The organism is Paenibacillus xylanexedens (genome assembly GCF_007680605.1).
In the GTDB taxonomy this organism is placed as follows: domain Bacteria; phylum Bacillota; class Bacilli; order Paenibacillales; family Paenibacillaceae; genus Paenibacillus; species Paenibacillus xylanexedens_B.
Genome location: NZ_VEIO01000008.1, coordinates 90,727 through 111,201, shown reverse-complemented (window position 1 = coordinate 111,201; position 20,475 = coordinate 90,727). Strand labels below are relative to the sequence as shown.

The following is a 20,475-nucleotide window of genomic DNA, read 5'->3' as shown; positions in this document are numbered from 1 at the left end:
TTTCATTACAATTAAACCAGTATAAAACGAAAGTTTAAAACAATGATTTAAAACGATGGTTTGAACAATCGTCATTATAGGCAGTCCGCAGGCCGGGTCATCCTGATGCCATTGCGACGCCGGAAAAGAGAGTGAGTGCGTGAAACAACAAACATCAGTACCACAGGCGACAGAAGCATTTTCAATCAAAACGATTATCCTGCCGCTTCTATCGATTATCGTCGGCATGATTATGGTCATTCTGGATAGCACGGTTGTTAACGTAGCTATTCCAAACCTGGTACAGTACTTCGAGACAGACCTGAAGACCATTCAATGGACGGTTACAGGGTATACGCTGGCTTTGTCCGCTGTGATTCCACTAGCAGGATGGCTGACCGACCGTTTCGGGGCCAAAAGAGTATTTTTATTCACTATTGCCATGTTTACGCTTGGCTCTGTATTGTGTTCGATTGCTCAATCACCAGAGCAGTTGATTTTATTCCGTGTCATTCAAGGACTTGGCGGAGGGATGGTTGCTCCAATCGGGATGGCTATGGTGTTTCGTCTGGCTCCGCCGGAACGCAGAGGGTCCATTATGGGTATGCTCGGTATTCCGATGCTGCTTGCACCTGCGCTCGGTCCGGTATTGTCCGGCTGGTTTATTGAATCGGTCAGCTGGCACTGGATTTTCCTGATTAATCTGCCAATTGGTATTGCGGCTTTCCTTCTGTGTGTTCGATTCTTGCCGGATACCGACCGTGGCCGCACACCTGCTCTGGATCTGCTGGGTATGATTCTTGCACCAATTGCTTTCTCCATGCTGGCCTACGGTGTAAGTGAAGGCGGCACGAGCTGGACGTCCGCGACCACACTTACGGGCGTTATTGTCGGCGGAGTAGCGCTGATCCTGTTTATTATCGTAGAGCTTCGTCAAAAGAATCCGTTGCTTGAGCTTCGGGTGTTTGCCTCTTCCGATTTCTCCAGAGGTATTGTCCTTGCTTGGGTAGCCCAAGTAGCTTTGTTCGGCTCCATGATTCTGATCCCGCTCTATTTGCAACAGATCAAAGGATACACCGCATTGGAGACAGGACTAATCCTGCTGCCTCAAGCGCTGGCTTCAGGGATTTCCATGCCACTTGGTGGCCGATTGTTTGACAAGATTGGAGCAAGACCGCTGGCCTTTGTAGGTCTGGGTATTATCTCAGGAGCGTTGTTTATTTTGTCCAGCATTACAGCAACAACAGGGCTTGGTCTTATTATTACGGCTCTCCTTATGATGGGATTTGGTATGGGCTTGTCCATGATGCCATTGAACACACACGTACTGAATGCGGCTCCGCGTAAACTGGTGGCACGTGTGACACCACTGACTGCTGCTGCGCAGCAGGTCGTTGTATCCTTTGCGGTAGCGGGTCTTACCGGTTTTCTTACCTCTCGTGTAACAAGTAACACAATGGGTACGGAGAAAACGGATATCGTAAACGGACTGGTGAGCGGATTCAATGATACGTTTTTCCTCGCAGCGTGTATTGCGTTGTTCGGTTGTGTGCTGAGTCTAATTCTGCGCAAACCGAAGCGTATGGCTGAACCTGAACCGGAATTGCAGACAGGAGATAGCCCTGATCCTGCAATGATGATGGGACATTAATGACTTTCTAATATATAACAAATTGAAGGCAGTCCAGAAGCGTATGCTTTGGACTGCCTTTTTGAATACCCAATTCTCGATATAACTTGCACTAATTTTTTTACACAGAAACGGAGAGGACAGAAAAAACCAGGAAAAGCGGAGCGTTCGCCTTTATCACCGGATTTTCCCCTTTGGAAAAGGGAGTCCAAAAAATCTGGGGATAACAGCGATTGGATGGTTATTCTGTCATCGGAGTGGTCCATGTAAATCATCCATAGTTCAAGTTATGCAACCTTCAATGAAAAATTCTCAAAGCCGTCATCATTTCGCGGAAAGAGGTTGCGTATCGGTCGGGTGAAAAGGACAGGCTCAGATGTTGTCTTCCCTGGATACGAATATATTCTCGCAGTTTTTTGTTGTTCATCAGCTCCATAGCTTCTTCTACTGCGGATTGCACGTTGCCGATCGGATAGAATTTACCCGTTTTGTTGTGAGTAATGAATGAACGAACGCCATCCGAATCCGTACTGAGTACTGGGCAACCACAGCTAATGGCTTCGGCTACGGCATAACCAAAACCTTCGACTAAAGAAGTGGATAACATAATCCCCCCTGAAGCAGCAATCATGGAGTAGAAGGTTGGCATCTCCGAGTGGGGAACGTTCACAAAGATCCCGATGCGATCTTCTAATCCATATTCGGCGAGCATATGCCGAAACATGACCTCATCTTCCGGATTAGCCAAGGTGGGATCGTGGAAGAGCCATAGTCTGGCCTTTGGTTTCTTTTTAATAATCGCATGGGAAATTTCGAGGAACTCACGCCAGTTTTTGTTGTGCTCCAGACGTCCGACCCACGCAAGAACCGGGTAGGGCGGAGTATCCACAGCGATTGGGGCAAAAGCATCCGTATCCAGCATGTTGGGAATAACAAAACGATGAAGCCAAGGGCAAATATGGATGAACATATCTAGCAAATGATCGGTTGGCGGTATTACAGCAGCATCGCAATGAGCCCGTAGGTAAGGGATTGCCATTTTAATTGTTTCCAGTGCCTGTTCCCGGGTACCGAGGCCCTGTGCCTCAAAAATAATACGCCCTTTGTAGCCGAGACCTCTTAAACGGCCAGGCATGGCAATATCCGAAGTGGTAATAATCGCATCATAATGCTCGGTATGGATCAGATGGTGTATATCCTGGTCACTGGAGGCGGTGAAAATACGAGTATCGCTGTTATTCTGCAAGCCTGAGCCTGTATTCAAATACAATAGATGAGCCTCGATGCCATGACGTTTCAATACAGCGGTTCGCAGTCGATTCAATGTATCCACACCGCCGCTGGGAACATAAAACGTGAACAATACTTTCACACGATTCACCCTCTGACTTTTGGTCAGGAGCACATTCTCCTGTACTGTATGTTACGTATGGCACCAGAGTGGGGTGTGGGTATAATGCTGGATGTTCACAATTTAGACAAAAAAAATTAAGCTTTATTTTAAGTGTTCTTAAGCTGAGGTTAGCGTACATGCCATATCATACAAGGAACTTCCCATGGTGTGTTTAATTGCGCTTCATGGGCATTTTTAACGGGAAAGGATGAAGGACGTGCTCGAAGTGAGACAGGTGAGCAAAGTGTACGAGGGCAAGCGCGGTGTGCACCAATTGGACTTCACCATGGAGCGAGGCGAGATCGTTGGATTTTTGGGACCCAACGGTGCTGGAAAAACGACGACGATGCGAATGATTACAGGGTACTTGCATCCCGGTGAAGGCTCGGTGCTGGTCGATGGTGTATCGGTGCATGATCAGGGGCGAAGTGTTCGCTCGAAGATCGGGTATCTTCCCGAAACGCCGCCGCTTTATCCAGATATGACGGTGCAGTCATATCTTAAATTTGTCGCTAAACTGAGGGACGTCCCGGCGCGTGAGGTCAAACTTCGGATTAGCGAGATGGTCAGCAGGCTGGGATTGCAGGGCAGGGAAAAACAACTGGTGCGCGGATTATCCAAAGGTTATAAACAACGGCTGGGATTAGCAGGAGCGATCATACATAAGCCAGACCTGCTGGTGCTGGATGAACCTACCTCTGGACTTGATCCGAACCAGATTATCGAAATTCGGGATTTGATTCGGGAATTGGGTGAAAATCATACCGTGTTACTCAGCACGCATATTTTGCCTGAGGTAAGCACACTATGTAACCGAATGCTGATTATTAATCAAGGGAGGCTTGTGCTCGATGGATCTCCGCAGGAACTTGGGTCTGCAGTGGGGGATCGTTTCAAAGTGTCCCTTGAAGTCAAAGCAACGGAGCAACAACTGCTGCAGGTATTGAATCCTTGGGAGAAGGCTAAAAGTGAAATCATTCCAATATCATCAACGTCTTCGTTGTCTTCATCCTCTGACGATACAACATCTCATGTACCTTCTACTGTTCACGTAAGACTCACCGGAGACACGTCCGAGGATTTCCGGGAAGAGCTGTTTTATCTGTTATCGGGTGCAGGTTTGCCTATTCTGGAGATGAAACGCGAGAACCTGAGCTTGGAGCAAATATTCCTGAAGTTAACGACATCCGAACCTGTCGGAACGGAGGATGTAGCTAATCCTACAGAACATACCCAGAATGTCGATCAACTGAAGACAAGCACCTCCCCAGAGGCATCTTCCGATAAGCATGAAGAGACGGGGGATCATGATGCTACAGACACGCAGGACGTGTCTGATCCTAAAACTTCGCGTTCGGATTCAGGGGAGGGAAGCCAATGAGACGAATGATGGCGATCTGTAATAAGGAGCTACAGGGGTATTTCCTGTCACCAACCTCTTATTTTGTTTTTGCCGTATACGTGCTGATGACGAGTCTGTTGTTTTACTCCAGCTTCGTATATGTTCAGCCGAGCATTGTAGACTACCGCCTTGTCTTGGGGGATACGTTGTCCATGCTGCTTTTTGTCGTGCCATTGTTGACGATGCGACTCGTTGCGGAGGAGTTCAGGCAGGGAACGGACGAGTTGTTGCTGACTTCGCCTACACGAGTAACTGAGATTGTTTTTGGAAAGTATTTGGCTTCACTCGCCATTTTGCTCGTGCTCATTTTGTGCAGTCTGGTGTATCCATTTATCATGTCTTTCTACGGGAAACTGGATCTGACATCCGTCTGGTTGTCTGCCCTTGGTTTGTTCTTCCTCGGGGCGAGCATGATGGCGATTGGACTATTTGCTTCCACGTTATCGCAGCATCAGATGGTATCTGCGGTGGCGGGTTTTATTATGTTGCTCGTTTTGTGGATGCTTGATTCATTTGCAGGCAATACGGGCTCTGCTTTGCAGAAGTGGCTTGATCCGTTTGCGCTGACGAGGCACTTTGACAATTTTACCAAAGGTGTGCTCAGCGGACCGGATGTTCTATACTATGTCACACTTACGGGTGTGTTTTTATTGTTAAGTATTCAAATTGTGGAACGGAAGCGGTGGAGGTGAGAAGATGAAAAAATGGTTAAGTCATACCAATAGTACCGTCTTGTCCGTCGCGGTGATTGGCATCTTTATTTTGCTAACCCTGTTCCTGAATTCGCTTGGCGGCTTCCAGCTCGACCTGACCTCGAATAAACAATATACACTATCTGACCAGTCACTAACGGCGATCAAAAATGTCAAAGATGACGTGAATATTCTCGTATTAACGGTTGAAAATGTAAACAATACCGTCCTGAACCGCGAAGTGGCGGATACGGTTGAAGAGTATACCAAACGTAGCAGCAAGCTGAAAATGAAACAGTACAACTTGACGCAGGAACCTGCGCTTGCCTCCAAATACGGGATCACAGGCAGCTCGATTGTGCTGGAGCAGGGAGACCGTCATAAGGTCATCGATATTGCCAGCCTGTTTACCGCAAACGGAGATGGAAGCGATGGGTCTTACCAATTTACAGGTGAGGAGAAATTAACACAGGCATTGATGAACCTTTCCTCCACGGAGACGAAAAAAATGGTGTTTCTGACCGGACATGAAGAACTGAGTCTGGATCAGATGGGAACATTGCGGTCTTCACTGGAACAGAATAATGTCTCAACAGAAGAGTTACAGCTGAACCAGGCTGGCAAAGTTCCTGATGATGCCGATGTACTCGCTATTATCGGGCCACAGCGTGATCTGAGTGATGCTGAACTTAAGGCTGTGCGGGCATACATGAGCAATGGCGGTAAGCTGTTATTATCCCTTGGCTTTGCGGAAGATATGAAGTCCAGTTGGAAAAATATCGATGCGTTGATCGCAGACTACGGCGTAGTTGATGAGCATGCGGTTATGGTGGATAACAAACAGGCCAGCACAATGGGGCCGCTGTGGGTAGTTCCGGAGTACGGCAGTCATGCGATCACAGACAAGCTTGCTCAGAACAAACTGTACCCGATGCTGTCTTTGTCGATTGCACTGACCAGCAAGGAGCAGGACAAATACAAGCTGTCTCCATTGATGCATTCGTCGGATGACAGTTACGGAGAGACCAATATTAGCGGTTTGCTGCAAAATGAAACGAACAATGATAAGGATGTGGACATCCAAGGCCCTGTCGAACTTGGCTATGCCGCAGATACGAGTGACGGCAAACCCAAAGCCGTCATTCTGGGGTCGTCCATTTTCATGCAGGATTCGGAAATTGCGAATGGCGGCAATCGGGATTTTATTTTGAATACCGTGAATTATTTGAGTGAAAAACAAGACGGTCTGACGATTCGTCCACGCGTACAGGCTGGATATGAGATTGCGTATCTGAATGGTCAGCAAGCCAGAACGATCTTTTTTGCAGCGATTGTAGCATTCCCGCTTGTCTTTGTGATCATCGGTATACTCTTATGGTGGAGGCGCAGACGGGTATGAAAAAATTAATACCAACGATGGTGGTCGTTGTTATATTGATTGCAGGCTGGGTGTATGCTGCCAATCAGAATTATTTTCGGGAAGAAGAGGCGGTGCAGGCCAAACTTCTTGGCATATCTTCAGCGGATATTCAGGCCATTACGCTACATGAGGGGACTAAAGATAAGCCTGGCACAGGTACAGGTACAGGTACAGATGCAGGTACAGATGCAGGTACAGGTTCAGATGCTGTGTCAACGTTAGAGCTAAAGGATGGCGTCTGGCATATGACGGAGCCGAAGGACTATCCGCTGAATGAATATAGCGTTGGCAGCTGGCTTGATGCGATAAGTAGCGCAGATCAGGAGATGGTTGTCGAAGAGTCGCCAAAGGATGTAGCAAAGTACGGCTTGGGCACGACGGCTACACGCCTGGATATCAAAGCGAAAGACGGACAAGAGTTCAAGCTTGCGATCGGTAGCCAGTTGCCTGCGGGGGATACGCATTATGTTCAAGTCAATTCAGGAGCAGTTGTCGCTGTGAAAAATGATGCCGTGACCAATATGGCTCTCACACGCCGCCAACTGCTGGATACAACTCCATTCAATATGGATGAATCTAATGTGTGTACGTTGGAGTGGGAAGGCGAAGCATCGAGCTGGATGCTGAAGGCATCGGGGGAAGGGGATACGGCATCCGAACATACTTGGACCTTAAATGGCAAGTCCATTAAGGCCGAAGATGCGATATCCCTGATCAGCCAGATTAAAAATCTGACTACGTCCGATGACGTTCGCAAAGTATCCGAGTTAACAGGGGGAATTCCTCGTTCCACGCTGTCTGTAGAGCAGCAAGTGGACGGAAAGGCGGTCACGGCGGTGTATCGATTGCTGACAGTCCCTTCCGAGCCAGATACGATCTGGTTGATCACTCCGGATGAAGGGTGGGCCTATGCGATGGATGCGGCTGGTCTGAAAGAAGTAGAGAAGGTTGCGGAAAAGCTCAAAACCTCAACTGTGTCTTCGGAGCCTGCAACGTCCGAGACATCCAAGAAGTGAGGAAAGTTAGAACAGAGCAGTGCTGCAATAGATGCAGCACTGTTTTTTTCTTTTGCTTGGGAAAAAAGTATAATGTTGAATTACATAAACCTGTAAAAGTGAGCCAGCTTGTCAGGTCAGAGTGCCATATCCTTTCAGCATATCGATAACTGTATACGTGCATCCTATCTATGTGAACGAAACCAACCACATTGGAGGATGAACATTACATGCCAACAGTCAAAAAGGCAACAGCGATTACGTTATCATTGTCTACTGCAATTTTTGTAATGGCCGGATTGACGGGTTGTGGGAATCGCGATAATAACATGCATACTCAAAGTGTTCGGGAACAAGCTCATGGTATTAATCGTTACGGCGTCGAAACCAACGGCATGGACGGCATCCGTGCAAAAAGTTACCGGATGCACAATGTCACAGACCTGAGATCAAGCGATGAGCTTGCAAAGCGCATTACTGAAATGAAGGAAGTCGAGTCTGCTCACGTCATGTTAACGGATCGTAATGCTTATGTTGCTGTGCGTCTGGCTCATGGACATGCAGGCAAGCTGGGTAGCAAATCGATTGGTCAACCGGGGAGTCGTCTGAATGGCACCATGCGTAACCATGCCAGCGATACGATGCGTGGTGGCTTGATGAATGAGGATATGGGCGGTATGCGCGTTCATGGCGGTTCGGGCACAAATTCCCCATACAGCACAAGCGGAATCGCTCCGGGACTTAATACGGGTACAGCAACAGACCGTAGCCATATGGGCAATGATCGCGGAATCTATGGCACGATGGGCACGGGAACAATCGGAATGATGCGTGGCTTGACGGATAGTGGCAAAGCCCGTCCGATGAACGAAAGTCAGTATGGCACGAGAAGCGAGCGCCCACGTATGATGGATAGTTCGGATGACAACACGCCTGTAGAAATTAAAGGTAAGATTTCAGCCAAAATCAAGCAGTTTGCACCAAATGTGGAGAACGTATATGTGTCGGCTAACCCGGATTTCGTAGCCCAGGTGGAGAACTATGCAACTGATCTGCGCAACGGTAAGCCAGTCAGCGGCATGATTGATACGTTCCAGTCGATGGTAGAGCGTATTTTCCCGACCAACGCAGGTGATACCCATAACCGTGACGGTATCCTGGGTGATGGCGTCATGAATCGCAACCACGATGGCTTAATGAATCGTAACCATAATGATGGCGGCATGATGAACCGTATGACTCGGTAGGACGGTGAAATGAACAAATATGCCTTTGCAGAAGATGTCTATCCACTGCAAAGGCACATTTGTTTTTACATAAGTACATTACTTGGTCAAAAACACTAAATATCTATTTAAGATTCATGAATGCTAATTAATTGTTGCATGAATTTCTTTAACTCTTTGGTCGTTGCGTTCAAGTGGTTAATCGTTTCCATAAATTCGCTGACGAGCTCAGCCTGTTCCTGTGAACTTGCCGTAATTTCGCCAAGGTCATTATCTAACAATTGGATGGACTGTCTCACCGTCAGAAGGGACTTCTCAATTTCATTAGTGGCGTTTTTAGTATCAACAGACAGTTTCCGAATCTCCTTGGCTACTACACCAAAACCGGCTCCTGCATCACCGACACGTGCGGCTTCAATGGCCGCATTAAGGCCCAGTAAGTTCGTCTGCTCGGAGATCTCACGAATAAATCCAGCAACCTGAGTTACACCGCCAGAAGTCTGAACCGCTTTTTTGGTATTGCCTAGCATCTCTTCAGAGGTAGCGCTCAGCTCTTCCGAATGAGCTGCAACATGCTGCACACTGTCCACCAGTTGGCTGGTTAGTCCTTCAACGATGTTCATGAGTTGCTGTAGCTTATCCTGATCTTCCATGCTATATACGAGGGTAAATACAGCGACAATCTCGTTAACGGCATTTTTGACAGGGATGAAAGCAACATCAAAGGGAATGCCAAATACCTCCTTCGGAAAGTGACTGTATGTCGTTGTTGTGCCGTTCTTCAGATCGGCAAAATTCCGATTTGCCTCAGGGAGGGGATCTCCCGTCTTAAATCTCAGTTCCTTCAGCGATTCTCCTGAAGAGAAGTACAGATATTTCTCTCGATCAATTAAGGATAGTGTCACATCTTGTCGGATGGCTGCCCGAAAATAAGGCATGCTTTCAATTAGTGCTTGGATAATGTCCATTAATGTGTGGCTCCTTTTATGGAAGGCTATCAATTGTAATACAAGTTGTTTTAGGTATATCGGCTCTCTTGTGAAGAAAATGAATAAATGATTAAGCACGAATTTGAAATGTCGCAAGCGTACAGAATTCACTTATTCTTTCACAATGAAAATGGAACAAGCAGTGATTGCTTAAATGGATTGTTATGTGCTGGCACGCTTAAAATACCCATTCAACTGCCCATTTTTCTTATAAAACTGAACCAACGCCCTTGATCTGACATAAGATGAGTTGACTGTATCCCCTTAACCTTGTTACACCAACACAACCCGAGCAAGGAGGGGTGAACATTGAAGGGTATCGATCATCATAAAAGCAAATTTTTGTTAACCCACCGTGAACGCGAAGTATTCGAATTGCTGGTTCAGGACAAAACAACGCGTGACATCGCAGGGCAGTTATTCATCAGCGAGAAAACGGTGCGTAACCATATCTCCAATGTGATGCAGAAACTCAATGTTAAGGGTCGTTCGCAGGCAGTTGTAGAGCTAATCAAGCTCGGAGAACTTAAGATTTAGCCTGCGAATTACAGTTAAAAATGAGGGTAACACAAAAGCCTTTCTCTATCCTTCAGTATGAAGCATGGGGAAAGGCTTTTATGTTTGTATTAAATGGGTCAGGAAATATAGGTAAGGCGTTAGTTACACTTTTAGTTTTAGACTCTTGAGAAAAAATCTTCAACAACTTTAACATCGGTTCTATTAATGGTTAATTGCTCCATGCTTTTTTTCTTACCTATATTGAAATGTTATACATTCATTGTATTCCCTTGAAAATAGATGTGGTTAATGTAATTATGTGGTATTATTTTAAAAGATTACAGTTTACGTGCTAGATTCAATTACATAATTGAGCGGGGGATGTCCTTTGTATCTCACAGGAACAGAGTATTTAGAGTTGGACAGCATTTTAAAAAAATATGAAGTAGGCTTAAGAAGCTATATAGCTGATAAGATAATTGATAAATATACTGATTATACTAGCTTTGCAAGTATAATTGGTGACTTGAAAAATAGATTTGATTCTTCCCAAATAGGTATTAAACCTTTTTTATTTCAGAAGTACTATTCTAAATTGGTTTCATTAGAAAAAGACGGGAAATTGGAAAAACTATATGATGCCCTTTTCTTCACACTAAATTGTTATGAACAACAAAGTCATTATGATGACAGTAATGTTCCATACTTGTCAGAGATTTTAGATTTAATGTTCTTGCTAAATTCTCCCCTTTTCAACGAATTAACTACTCAATTCGGGGCAGAATTTGAACACTTTTTAAGTTTATACCTAAAAATCAGAAATGGTGGTTCACATCCTGCCTCAAAAAGAGTCTTAATTGAGGAGGCACAACAGATTACCCAATTTATCCTGATAAGTACGTCAATAATTAGAAGTGAATATTTTTGGTATGTCGAAGTTGAAAATATCAAGGTAGATATATCCTGTTTTTTAAGAAAACTTATTGATAAAGAATATATTTATAGTAATTTGATAAAAGTGAATCAAAATCATGAAGAGCTACTAATGAGAGAGACAGAGTTGGAATTATTAGATAAATATTTTATAACAAATAAAAGAAGAACTAGCAGTGTAGTACTACATGGCTATGGTGGAGTTGGAAAAACCTCATTAGCAAGAGAATTTTGTAATAGAATTATGAAGAAGACTTTGGAATCTGAAATCAAATATGATTTTATTGTTTGGGCGTCTTCTAAAAATGAAGAACTTATTTTTGATAGAGTTGGTCTTCAAATCCGTGAATTTAAGCCGCAATATCAAACATTTGAAGAATTCATTAAAATTGTATGTGATGTCCTGCATATCCAAGAAAATTCTAGTGAGGCTTTATGTTTATATTTTGAAACTTGTAAGCAAGGACTGATCGTAATTGATAATTATGAGAATATTAAGGGGGAAGAAAGAGAAAAGTTAGAAAACTTTATAACTGATGAATGTCCGAATAATATTCAATTTTTACTTACTTCAAGACAAGATGAATATATTGCGGACAAAAGAATAGAAGTTAAAGGATTCAAAGAAATTGATACTGGCATTCAGTTTATAACTGAATATTGTGTAATTAATGACTTTACCATTAGTTTTGAAAAAAATGATTTAGAGGAATTTTTGTCACTGTCATGTGGTAACACTCTTGTGATTACAATTAGTTTAGATCGTATATTTGAAGGAGGGGTTGATTTAAAAACTTCAATTGAAAATCTTCGCCCCCTTCGAAATAGAGACGTCGAATTAATTGCTGAGTTTATGTATAAGCACATGTTCGATAGGATCATTTTAGAAAATGAAGCAAGGTTTCCATTTATAAGAAACCTTCTCAACATAATGTTATTATATAAAGATCCTGTTGATATAAATTTTCTTTATGATTTTATCGAAGTAAAGGTAACTGATCTTGAGGAAATAATGGCTCTATTGGTTAGAAAGTTCGTAGTGAATAAAATACGTGGAATGTATGAGTTAAATGAAATGGCAACAAAATTCGTTTCTCTAAAGTTAGTTCCTGATAATAAGCATTTTAAAGAGTTGTTGGAAAAAATTGATAAATATCGTTTTGAAAAAGAGAATGCACTCAAGAGGTTAGAAGAGGATGTGTCTGAGAATCCAAAGTTGAAAACTATAATTGAAGATTGGCAACCACATCAAAATTATGAGTCTATTGTTGTTGCCCGTGCATATAAATTGTATGATGATTATTCAAGACAATTGAAAAAAATAAAATATGATTCCGAAAAAAAGAAAGAACTGTTAATGCAGGTTGAGGAAGATTTTTTAAAACTCGCCAATACAAGTGGACATCCATATATAAGTTTTCAAAAAGCAAGAATTTTAAAATTATTTTTGTTTGGTCTTAATGATAATAATTTGAGGAAAAAATTAATAAATCAAATGAAAGAAGCTTATGAGGAAGCCTATATAGTTATATACACTGGTGACTATAGAAATATTATAAATACAGCAAGCTTTCCTGCGTTGTTAATGTTGTATGGGATATTTTGTTTAGTCGACTTTAAGAATAGTTTCGAGGCTGTTAAATTCTTAGAGAGAGCAAGTGATTTCTATAAATTTAGAGACACTCAAACAAGTGAAAATAATGCTAACACCAATTATTTTCTCTCTCAGGCGTGTTGTAATGTTTATCTGGAACTCAGAGAAACTAGTTACTTAACTAAAGCTTCCAAGAGTGTACATTTAGCCTACTCATATTTCAAGGAATTTAACGATGAAGTCAGTCAAGAAAAAGCAAGAGAACTAGCACTAATAAGCATTTTTATTCAATTTATAAATAATAATATTACAAAAGCAATGTTAAAAAATGAAATGAAACAATTTACGAAAATGAGGGGGTATATGCATCCTATTGTAAATGAAATAAATGGGAAACTGACTTGAATTAAGCGTACTTCAAACCACATCTCCAATGTGATGCAGAAACTCAATGTTAAGGGTCGTTCGCAGGCAGTTATAGAGCTAATCAAGCTCGGAGAACTTAAGATTTAGCCTGCGAATTACAGTTAAAAATGACGTAACACAAAAGCCTTTCTCTATCCTTCAGTATGAAGCATGGGGAAAGGCTTTTATGTTTGTATTTAACGAATACAGCTACTTTTCAAACGCTATACTCATGGATTCAAAATCAACTTTACATTTGGCTCTCATCATGAAATCAATACCAAGAATTCCGTCAAAGCCATAGGGTTCTCGAATTGAACCAAGTTGAAGAGGGAAATCAGCTATTTCAATATGTCCAATGAAAAAGTCAGGAACCGGTTGCTCATAGCAAATTTCACTGGTACCTCCAACACCATACATTCGTTTAGCCTTTCCGTTAATGAAATCTATGTGTAAACCAATTGTTTCTAAAGCATCGGTGTCAAAAACAGTTGCCGCACAGCCTGTATCGAAAAGTATATTATTCAAAACAATGGATCGTTCATTATGAGTTACAGTCAAGGAAATGATAGGTAAGCCATTAATAAGTTTTAGCTTCATGTTCGTTGCCTTACACCTGAGAAAAACTCCTCAACAACTTCCACATCGCTTCTACTTGTATGAAAAACATACAACTCGCGTGAGGGGTGAAGTTTATGCATCTCTTTATACCCACTCCACGCCTTTTGTGGATCATCATAGTCTTGAATAACTGACATGTCCTCCAACTGACGTAGCTGATTATTGGAACTCGCCTTAATTGCCTCAACTAGCACAAAACGACCCGGATGCAATTCAGTAATGTCCTCCCATTTCACTGGCTCCACCTCACTATGAATCTGATGATCTAAGTATAACATAATCCTCCAACGTTAAAAGGAAGCAATAATCCCAAATCCACCTCTTGTTCACTTTAATCAAGCCTCTTCTTTATACGTATGTTCCTTCATAAAAACCTTCCATCTTTTCTTCGAAAACGGCTGATAAAATAGTTGCTCCAATTCCTCATACTGTGTCTCATTTAAATGCAAAAACAATGCCTTTTTGGCGATTTTAGCGGCAGGCTGTGATGAGCTGGCGCGTCCCGCCACTTTTCGTTTGATCGGCACATGAAATTGTAGAAGGTCTTCATAACGTTTCCAACCTTCCCAGCTCAACCTGGCTCCACGCCTCCAGTCCATGGCATAGAGGGCAAAATAATTGTGGGCGGTGTTACTACGCTTGGCGGCAATGATCCAGATATTTGGGACGATTTTATTACGCTGTCTACGATTCATGAGCAGTTCCCCTTTTTATATCCTTGAAAGTATCATCACATATAGACTCATCCATTTGTTCTGCTGTTGTTAAATTACATACGATTAACTTTAGCAGACTATGTGAAAACTTCAAATGAACTGAAGGTGTGACTAAGCCTGATTGATTAACATAATGGACTTATATCAACTCCAGCGAAAATCCTCTTGATTTGCCAGAGCACCTTGATTAAAATAAGGATGTAAAAACGATTTTCTTTTTTTATTAGTAAATGATAAAAATAATTTTCATATTAAAGAGGTGCTTATGGCAGCCATCTTACATGCATTGAAGCAAGAAATGCACAATTTGCCGTCTCAGGAGAGACGAATCGCCGAGGTGATTATCCAATCGCCATCGGACGTGCCGGGCATGACCATCAACCAGTTGGCTGAACAGAGCGGGACAAGCGCGGCGACCGTGACTCGTTTTTGCAAATCATTTCATTTCAAAGGTTTCCCCGATCTCAAAATGAAACTCGCCGCCGAGCTGTCGCACGCACCGAATGAAACGGCCTATCAGGATATTGTTGCAGGCAACCCGTTATCCAAAATCGTCGAGGCTATTGAAGCGAATCATCTCGCTTCGATTGCAGATACCACACGTTTGCTGGATTTGGGCAGGCTGGAACAAGTGGTGCAGCTGTTGTGTCAGGCCCGGCGTATTGACCTTTACGGGGTGGCGACTTCGTCCATTGTTACACAGGATTTTTATCAGAAGCTGGTGCGGATCGGCAAAAGCTGTACTGCCTTTTCCGATTCCCATATGCAAATTACATCCGCTTCCTCGCTGGGGCCAGGAGATGTGGCGATGGCTGTGTCCTACTCAGGTGAAACCCCGGAGACCATCGATGCCCTGACTTGTGCCAAACAGGCTGGCGCTTCCACCATCTCGCTGACGTCATATGGCAGTAACTCACTGGCAACCGTATCGGATATCCCGCTCTTCACATCTTCTCTTGAAGAAGGGATGCGGCGCGGGGACATGGCTTCACGCATTGCGTTGCTGCATGTGATTGATATTTTGTTCACAGGCATGGTGAGTGCCGATTTTGATCAATTTATACCTAAACTTGAGCAGTCGTACCACAATGTGCAGTCCTATCGTTTCCATCACACCGGAGGTGCTTAACAGATGAATATTCGTATTTTTGAACATGAAGAAGATTTGAACGCGACAGGTGCAGGTTTGATCGCCAGCTTGCTGCAAACGAAACCTCGTGCCGTACTTGGACTTGCAACGGGAAGTTCACCTGTGGGTGTTTATAAACAGTTAATCACGCTATATCAAAAAGGATTGGTAAGCTTTGCACAGGCCTCTTCTTTTAACCTGGATGAATATGTAGGTTTACCTACAGAGCACCGTGAAAGCTACCGCAGTTTTATGAATGAACAGCTGTTTAATCATATCGACATCGACCTGTCCCGCACGAATGTGCCAAATGGCGAGGCGGTGGATTTGGAAGAGGAATGTGCCGGTTATGAGCGACGTTTGGAGGATCGTGGGCCTGTGGATCTGCAATTGCTCGGGATCGGGCACAATGGTCATATCGGTTTTAATGAACCTGGAACGGAATTGACGGGACGCACCCATGTGGTGGATCTTAAGGAAGAGACGAGAAAGGCGAATGCCCGCTTTTTTGACAGCATCGACGAAGTACCAGCGCAAGCGATCACGATGGGGGTCGGTTCTATTTTAAAAGCAAAACAAATCCTGCTCATTGCCCGTGGAGAGGAAAAAGCGGAGATTATCCGCGAAGCGTTCATGGGCCCGATCACCACATCCTGCCCGGCATCCTTGCTGCAATGTCATCCGAACGTGGTTGTATTGCTGGATCGAGCGGCTGGGAGGCTGGTTAGATGACGGAAACCAATCCTAGAGCCAGCGGCGGTGAAGTTGAGAAAAAGATAAGCTTGCTTCGCGGCAGACTGTTGCTTGCCGATGAATTGCTGGAAGGAGGCCTGATCGCCTGGCGCGCTGGGAAAATCGTATATGCCGGCATACCGGAAGGTCTGCCTGAATCCATTCGACGAGAAGCGGGAGTGATTCCTGCCAAAGGGAAGGGCTTAATCGTGCCTGGTTTTATCGATATCCATGTCCATGGCGGTAACGGGGAAGATTTCATGGATGCCAGTCCTGACGTGTTGGACAAGATCACTTCATTTCATAGTTCGCAGGGAACAACGGCAATGTTGGCAACATCGATGACGGCTCCGAAGGAACGTCTGGATCATGTTTTGGCTGAAGTACATCGCTACCGATCAGAGGAAATGCCGTACGCTCAGCTGGAAGGCGTTCATTTGGAGGGCCCTTTTTTTAGTCCAAAGTGGCCTGGCGCGCAAAATCCGGATCATATCGTGCTTCCTGACGTCGCTTGGCTGCAGGAATGGGAAAAGCAATATCCTGGCCTGATCCGGCAGGTGACGCTGGCACCAGAACGTGAAGGTGCGCTGGAGGTCATCTCCTGGCTACGGGAACAGCGGATAACGGCTGCGCTCGGTCACACGGATGCAACTTACGATGACGTACAGCGCGCAGTGGAGGCCGGATTGCATCATGCCGTGCATACGTTTAACGCGATGACACCGCTACACCATCGTGAGCCGGGAACAGCAGGAGCCGTGCTAAGTGATCCGCGTATTAGCGCCGAAGTCATTGCCGACGGGATTCATGTGCACCCTGCCGCGATTTCGATCCTTGCTCAACTGAAACAAGGCAATGATCAGCTGGTGCTGATTACCGATGCGATGTCAGCGGCAGGGCTGGACGATGGCGAATACAAAATCGGTGATCTGCCCGTTATTGTGAAGAACGGCGAGGCGCGTTTGAAAGAAGGCGGCGCTCTTGCAGGAAGCACGTTGACTATGGTTCGTGGGTTCCGTTATCTTGTGCAGGAAGTAGGGCTGAGTCTAATCGCTGCTTCTAGAGCAGCCAGCTTGACGCCAGCACGTTTGCTAGGTATGGACCACCGAACGGGTTCCCTGACGAAAGGGAAACAGGCAGATATCGTTTTGCTGCATGAGGATTTGGAGATTGATACGGTGTGGGTGAAAGGCAGAAGGGTGAGCATCTGAGAGGAAATACGCTGAACAATATGTTAAAATAGATCTCAAAAATGAGATCTGCGGATCATTTAACGGAGGCATGCACCATGGAACGTAACGCCATGCTGGAACATGATCCGTTTATCCCTGTGCTGGCGGAGAAGCTGCACATTCACGGATACTATGCTTTTTATGGCGAGCATTACAATGAAACGGATATGGAGCAGTACCGAAAACATCTGTTCACAACCTTTAACAACATCGTATGGATTGAGCTGGATAAACGTAAAAAATACATGATTGTGGACCATCGTGGACGCAATACAGTCATGAAGCTCATTGAAGGCATGCTGAATACACGCAGAACGTTGCGAGCTAATCAGGCAATGGCTGGTGCAGACACCAAAGACGTAGATCGGGAGATCACTCATTTCTCCAAGCTGGTGCACATGCTGAAATTTACTACGTTTCGTTCGTAAAGTTAGAATAAAGACGGAGTTGGTCAAGGATGGATGGATGCAGGCAGGCCTGTAACTTTATCCTGACGAATAGTAGAGTGGGGAACCCAGTAATAACCCAAATATATTGAAGAAGTATCGAATTATGCTTAGTCGCGGCTGACCACCTCGTTATGAAGCAGGGCACTACGTGCTGGGAGCTGAACGCTGAACGCAATGCGAATAGTTCACACTATAAACCGTTGCGGCAAGTGGTGAGTGCGAGCCAGACTGTGACAATGATGTTTGACGCTCTAACGATCCTGAGGGAGCTTATTTGCCCTATTTTGCAGTGTTTTCGATTCTAACGATCACCACACACGCTATTTCATGTAAATGAGCAGTTTTAGGGTGTAAAAGAGACGTTTTATCGCAAATAAGGTCTCTGGTGATCGTTAGAGCATCAATTAGCTAGTTTTTGTCTATGTTTTTTTGGTTTGCTCTTTGTTTTCGGTTTGCTCTCTGTTTATTAGTGTGCTCTTTGTTTTTTTGTTTGCTCCTTTCGCGAAGGTGGTGTGCCGCCCAGCATGGCAATTTTATTTATGGGGTCTGTTCTTACATACTTTACAGCTTTACAAAAGATACATTTCAAAAAAAGAGTCCTGTCAAAGAATCAAAATGTCCTTTACAAAGGGTACATTTTAGATCTGACGGGGCTCTTTTGATGTTTTCATTTGATTTTTTATAGTAACAGTCATAGAAATGAATCAAATCACACCCAAGCTTCAAGTATTCTGTTCAACTACTATCTAAACGAAGTCACGAAACTGCTGAACAGTGTTCGCACATCGTACTGATATTGATGGATCGGCTCAACCGGACGGTTGATGCCAAGTAAGGTGTAGATGGCGATGCGTGCGGCGCGAACCGAATATTCCTCCGTGAACACCACATCATCTGGAATCTCGCAAAATTGACTGATAAATGCCAGATTCGTTGAACCTTCCGGCACGACTTGAGGGCGGTCACTGTTCAGCCTTGGCATGAATTGCGCGGTGATATAAGGCATCATACAAGGGATACAGTTGGCCGTAGCCATGATCTCCTCTTGGTGCTCCTGGAAATGAAGATGGCCGATCAATTCTTGCATAATCTCTTCACCCGTGCAATCACACATTCTTTTTTTCACATAGTCCCCTACGTTGTCAGGATACAAACCATAGCCCCAGAAGACTTTGACATGGTCCGGCTGATTCCGGAAATGCGGCTGGAAGGCCAACACGACTGACATGAACCAGCTTGAATCTTTGAATGTCACAAGGGCTCCAGTACCTGCGCGGTTGCGTGTGAATTTTTCCATCAGATCAAAGAAAACGGAATCCTGGAAAGTGACGGTGAATGATTCCCATTTGGACTCATCGACATGATCATTGAACGAAGAAGGGTTGCCCAGCATCGGTTTTTTCTCCGCAATGTTCTCCCACAGCTTCCAAGAGCTGCCCTTGCCGTTCAGTTTGGGAGCGGAAGTCATCGAACCAAGGTCAGCACCTTCCGTCATCGAGCCGTTCGTAACAATGACCAGATCACCCTCATGAATGTCGATCACTTCCTGGGTACCGTTCCGCCGCACATGCATACCCGTGACCGTAATTCCGTCGCCCTCTTTGAAGTCCAGGTCAGTAACGGTACATTTCAGCGTAAAATCTACGCCGTACGGCTCCAAATATCGGTGCAGTGGCAGAATGATGGAGTCATATTGGTTATAGGGGGTACGTGTAACCCCTTCGAGCGTTTGAATTCGTGGAAATTCGTGAAAAAAGCGAAGCATATATCGTTTGAACTCCACCGCACTGTGCCTAGGCTGAAAGGCAAACGTTGTCGCCCACATGTACCAGAAGTTCGTTTGGAAAAAGTGGGGTGCAAACCAGTCGTTGATCCGCAATTTACCCAGCGTGTCTTCAGGAGTAACGATGAGTTTGCCCATCGCCAGCCGGTCGGCCATATCAAACCCCATGGACAACACATCTTCCACCTGCCCATCGCGGTTAATTAACCGTGCATTGGAGTGTGTGGGGTTAGCGTCGTCAAAGGCCGTAATTTCTTCTCTGACCGACATACCCGGATGTTCGATGGAAGGGATGGTCGCCAGCAGCTCCCACAGATTTTCATATGCCTCATCGTTGAGCATCCGCCCACCGCGAATGACGTAACCTTGTTCCGGATTACCTGCACCGTCATTGCTGCCCCCGAGAATCGGCATTTCCTCAATGATGTGAATATTTTCGCCAGGGAAATCACAGTCTCTGACTAAATAGGCTGCTCCCGCGAGAGAAGCAATACCGCCGCCGACAAAATAAACCTGTTTAGAGCCATGTTCTTTTTTCACGATCAATCGCCTCCAAAAGATGGTGTATTCTTCACATTTCCAATGTAAACCTGCACCGGGAAAGAAGGTATGATCAAAAGAATACAGCTGTCTGTTTTTTAGTCACTTTTGGAAAAA

The 20,475-nt window shown here is 44.6% G+C and carries 18 protein-coding genes and 1 pseudogene; 13 read left to right on the top strand and 6 right to left on the bottom strand.

Translation table 11 applies throughout. From position 1 onward, the window contains the following. Positions 1-139: 139 nt before the first annotated feature. The gene (locus tag FS818_RS24065; RefSeq protein WP_145335414.1) at positions 140-1,630 is read left to right on the top strand and encodes a DHA2 family efflux MFS transporter permease subunit; all 1,491 of its coding nucleotides are present in this window, start codon (positions 140-142) and stop codon (positions 1,628-1,630) included. 277 nt (positions 1,631-1,907) lie between these two features. On the opposite strand, the gene FS818_RS24060 is transcribed toward FS818_RS24065, so the two are convergent. After that, on the bottom strand, positions 1,908-2,981 hold the full coding sequence (locus FS818_RS24060; protein WP_186331871.1) for a glycosyltransferase family 4 protein: 1,074 nt from the start codon (positions 2,979-2,981) through the stop codon (positions 1,908-1,910). A 229-nt stretch (positions 2,982-3,210) separates the two neighbouring features. On the opposite strand from FS818_RS24060, the gene FS818_RS24055 reads away from it, so the two are divergent. From FS818_RS24055 to FS818_RS24035, 5 genes are all read left to right on the top strand, one after another. Beyond that, positions 3,211-4,383 carry an ABC transporter ATP-binding protein gene (locus FS818_RS24055; RefSeq protein ID WP_145335410.1) on the top strand — a complete coding sequence of 391 codons (1,173 nt, stop codon included), beginning with the start codon at positions 3,211-3,213 and terminating at the stop codon, positions 4,381-4,383. Further along, complete coding sequence (locus FS818_RS24050) at positions 4,380-5,096, top strand: ABC transporter permease subunit (RefSeq protein WP_145335408.1); 717 nt, start codon at positions 4,380-4,382, stop codon at positions 5,094-5,096. Before FS818_RS24055 ends, FS818_RS24050 begins: the two co-directional genes overlap by 4 nt. A gap of 4 nt (positions 5,097-5,100) precedes the next feature. Next, a complete protein-coding gene (locus tag FS818_RS24045) occupies positions 5,101-6,495 on the top strand; it encodes a GldG family protein (RefSeq protein WP_145335406.1) in 1,395 nt (464 codons plus the stop codon). After that, positions 6,492-7,532, top strand: a complete 1,041-nt coding sequence (locus FS818_RS24040; protein WP_186375581.1) for a DUF4340 domain-containing protein — start codon at positions 6,492-6,494, stop codon at positions 7,530-7,532. The genes FS818_RS24045 and FS818_RS24040 overlap by 4 nt, the downstream gene beginning before the upstream one ends. Positions 7,533-7,741: 209 nt before the next feature. Continuing rightward, entirely contained in the window at positions 7,742-8,758 is a 1,017-nt protein-coding gene (locus FS818_RS24035; protein WP_145335402.1) for a YhcN/YlaJ family sporulation lipoprotein, read from the top strand. Between the two features lie 107 nt (positions 8,759-8,865). Here FS818_RS24035 and FS818_RS29535 read toward each other — a convergent pair whose 3' ends face one another. After that, positions 8,866-9,705 carry a methyl-accepting chemotaxis protein gene (locus FS818_RS29535; protein WP_145335400.1) on the bottom strand — a complete coding sequence of 280 codons (840 nt, stop codon included), beginning with the start codon at positions 9,703-9,705 and terminating at the stop codon, positions 8,866-8,868. A 330-nt stretch (positions 9,706-10,035) separates the two neighbouring features. On the opposite strand from FS818_RS29535, the gene FS818_RS24025 reads away from it, so the two are divergent. The 3 genes and pseudogenes from FS818_RS24025 to FS818_RS24015 all read left to right on the top strand — a co-directional run. Next, entirely contained in the window at positions 10,036-10,263 is a 228-nt protein-coding gene (locus FS818_RS24025; protein WP_090919235.1) for a helix-turn-helix domain-containing protein, read from the top strand. Positions 10,264-10,642: 379 nt separating this feature from the next. Next, on the top strand, positions 10,643-13,156 hold the full coding sequence (locus FS818_RS24020; RefSeq protein ID WP_186375580.1) for an AAA family ATPase: 2,514 nt from the start codon (positions 10,643-10,645) through the stop codon (positions 13,154-13,156). Between the two features lie 3 nt (positions 13,157-13,159). Then, positions 13,160-13,264: pseudogene (locus FS818_RS24015) on the top strand (LuxR C-terminal-related transcriptional regulator); the annotation flags it as partial. A gap of 102 nt (positions 13,265-13,366) precedes the next feature. On the opposite strand, the gene FS818_RS24010 reads toward FS818_RS24015, so the two are convergent. The 3 genes from FS818_RS24010 to FS818_RS24000 are packed head-to-tail and all read right to left on the bottom strand — an operon-like array spanning position 13,367 to position 14,472. After that, the gene (locus FS818_RS24010) at positions 13,367-13,756 is read right to left on the bottom strand and encodes a retropepsin-like aspartic protease (protein ID WP_145335396.1); all 390 of its coding nucleotides are present in this window, start codon (positions 13,754-13,756) and stop codon (positions 13,367-13,369) included. Continuing rightward, positions 13,753-14,055 carry a hypothetical protein gene (locus FS818_RS24005; protein ID WP_260989956.1) on the bottom strand — a complete coding sequence of 101 codons (303 nt, stop codon included), beginning with the start codon at positions 14,053-14,055 and terminating at the stop codon, positions 13,753-13,755. Before FS818_RS24005 ends, FS818_RS24010 begins: the two co-directional genes overlap by 4 nt. 57 nt (positions 14,056-14,112) lie before the next feature. After that, positions 14,113-14,472, bottom strand: coding sequence for a hypothetical protein (locus FS818_RS24000; protein ID WP_145335394.1), 360 nt, complete (start codon positions 14,470-14,472; stop codon positions 14,113-14,115). A gap of 286 nt (positions 14,473-14,758) precedes the next feature. On the opposite strand from FS818_RS24000, the gene FS818_RS23995 reads away from it, so the two are divergent. The 4 genes from FS818_RS23995 to FS818_RS23980 all read left to right on the top strand — a co-directional run bounded on the left by FS818_RS23995 (position 14,759) and on the right by FS818_RS23980 (position 18,014). Next, positions 14,759-15,622 carry a MurR/RpiR family transcriptional regulator gene (locus FS818_RS23995; protein WP_145335393.1) on the top strand — a complete coding sequence of 288 codons (864 nt, stop codon included), beginning with the start codon at positions 14,759-14,761 and terminating at the stop codon, positions 15,620-15,622. A gap of 3 nt (positions 15,623-15,625) precedes the next feature. After that, on the top strand, positions 15,626-16,354 hold the full coding sequence (gene nagB, locus FS818_RS23990) for a glucosamine-6-phosphate deaminase (RefSeq protein WP_145335390.1): 729 nt from the start codon (positions 15,626-15,628) through the stop codon (positions 16,352-16,354). Next, on the top strand, positions 16,351-17,565 hold the full coding sequence (nagA, locus tag FS818_RS23985; RefSeq protein WP_145335388.1) for an N-acetylglucosamine-6-phosphate deacetylase: 1,215 nt from the start codon (positions 16,351-16,353) through the stop codon (positions 17,563-17,565). Before nagB ends, nagA begins: the two co-directional genes overlap by 4 nt. Positions 17,566-17,642: 77 nt before the next feature. Continuing rightward, positions 17,643-18,014: a hypothetical protein gene (locus FS818_RS23980; RefSeq protein WP_145335386.1), complete on the top strand. Its 372-nt coding sequence runs from the start codon at positions 17,643-17,645 to the stop codon at positions 18,012-18,014. Between the two features lie 763 nt (positions 18,015-18,777). Here the strand turns inward: FS818_RS23980 and FS818_RS23975 are convergent. After that, entirely contained in the window at positions 18,778-20,358 is a 1,581-nt protein-coding gene (locus tag FS818_RS23975; protein WP_145335384.1) for an oleate hydratase, read from the bottom strand. Between the last annotated feature and the right edge of the window lie 117 nt (positions 20,359-20,475).

Coding starts and splice junctions, on each gene's coding strand:
- FS818_RS24050 (WP_145335408.1), top strand. CDS start 4,380: ATGAGACGAATGATGGCGATCTGTAATAAGGAGCTACAGGGGTATTTC.
- nagB (WP_145335390.1), top strand. CDS start 15,626: ATGAATATTCGTATTTTTGAACATGAAGAAGATTTGAACGCGACAGGT.
- FS818_RS29535 (WP_145335400.1), bottom strand. CDS start 9,705: ATGGACATTATCCAAGCACTAATTGAAAGCATGCCTTATTTTCGGGCA.
- FS818_RS23980 (WP_145335386.1), top strand. CDS start 17,643: ATGGAACGTAACGCCATGCTGGAACATGATCCGTTTATCCCTGTGCTG.
- FS818_RS24000 (WP_145335394.1), bottom strand. CDS start 14,472: ATGAATCGTAGACAGCGTAATAAAATCGTCCCAAATATCTGGATCATT.
- FS818_RS24045 (WP_145335406.1), top strand. CDS start 5,101: ATGAAAAAATGGTTAAGTCATACCAATAGTACCGTCTTGTCCGTCGCG.
- FS818_RS24010 (WP_145335396.1), bottom strand. CDS start 13,756: ATGAAGCTAAAACTTATTAATGGCTTACCTATCATTTCCTTGACTGTA.
- FS818_RS23995 (WP_145335393.1), top strand. CDS start 14,759: ATGGCAGCCATCTTACATGCATTGAAGCAAGAAATGCACAATTTGCCG.
- FS818_RS24040 (WP_186375581.1), top strand. CDS start 6,492: ATGAAAAAATTAATACCAACGATGGTGGTCGTTGTTATATTGATTGCA.
- FS818_RS24005 (WP_260989956.1), bottom strand. CDS start 14,055: ATGTTATACTTAGATCATCAGATTCATAGTGAGGTGGAGCCAGTGAAA.
- FS818_RS24055 (WP_145335410.1), top strand. CDS start 3,211: ATGAAGGACGTGCTCGAAGTGAGACAGGTGAGCAAAGTGTACGAGGGC.
- nagA (WP_145335388.1), top strand. CDS start 16,351: ATGACGGAAACCAATCCTAGAGCCAGCGGCGGTGAAGTTGAGAAAAAG.
- FS818_RS24035 (WP_145335402.1), top strand. CDS start 7,742: ATGCCAACAGTCAAAAAGGCAACAGCGATTACGTTATCATTGTCTACT.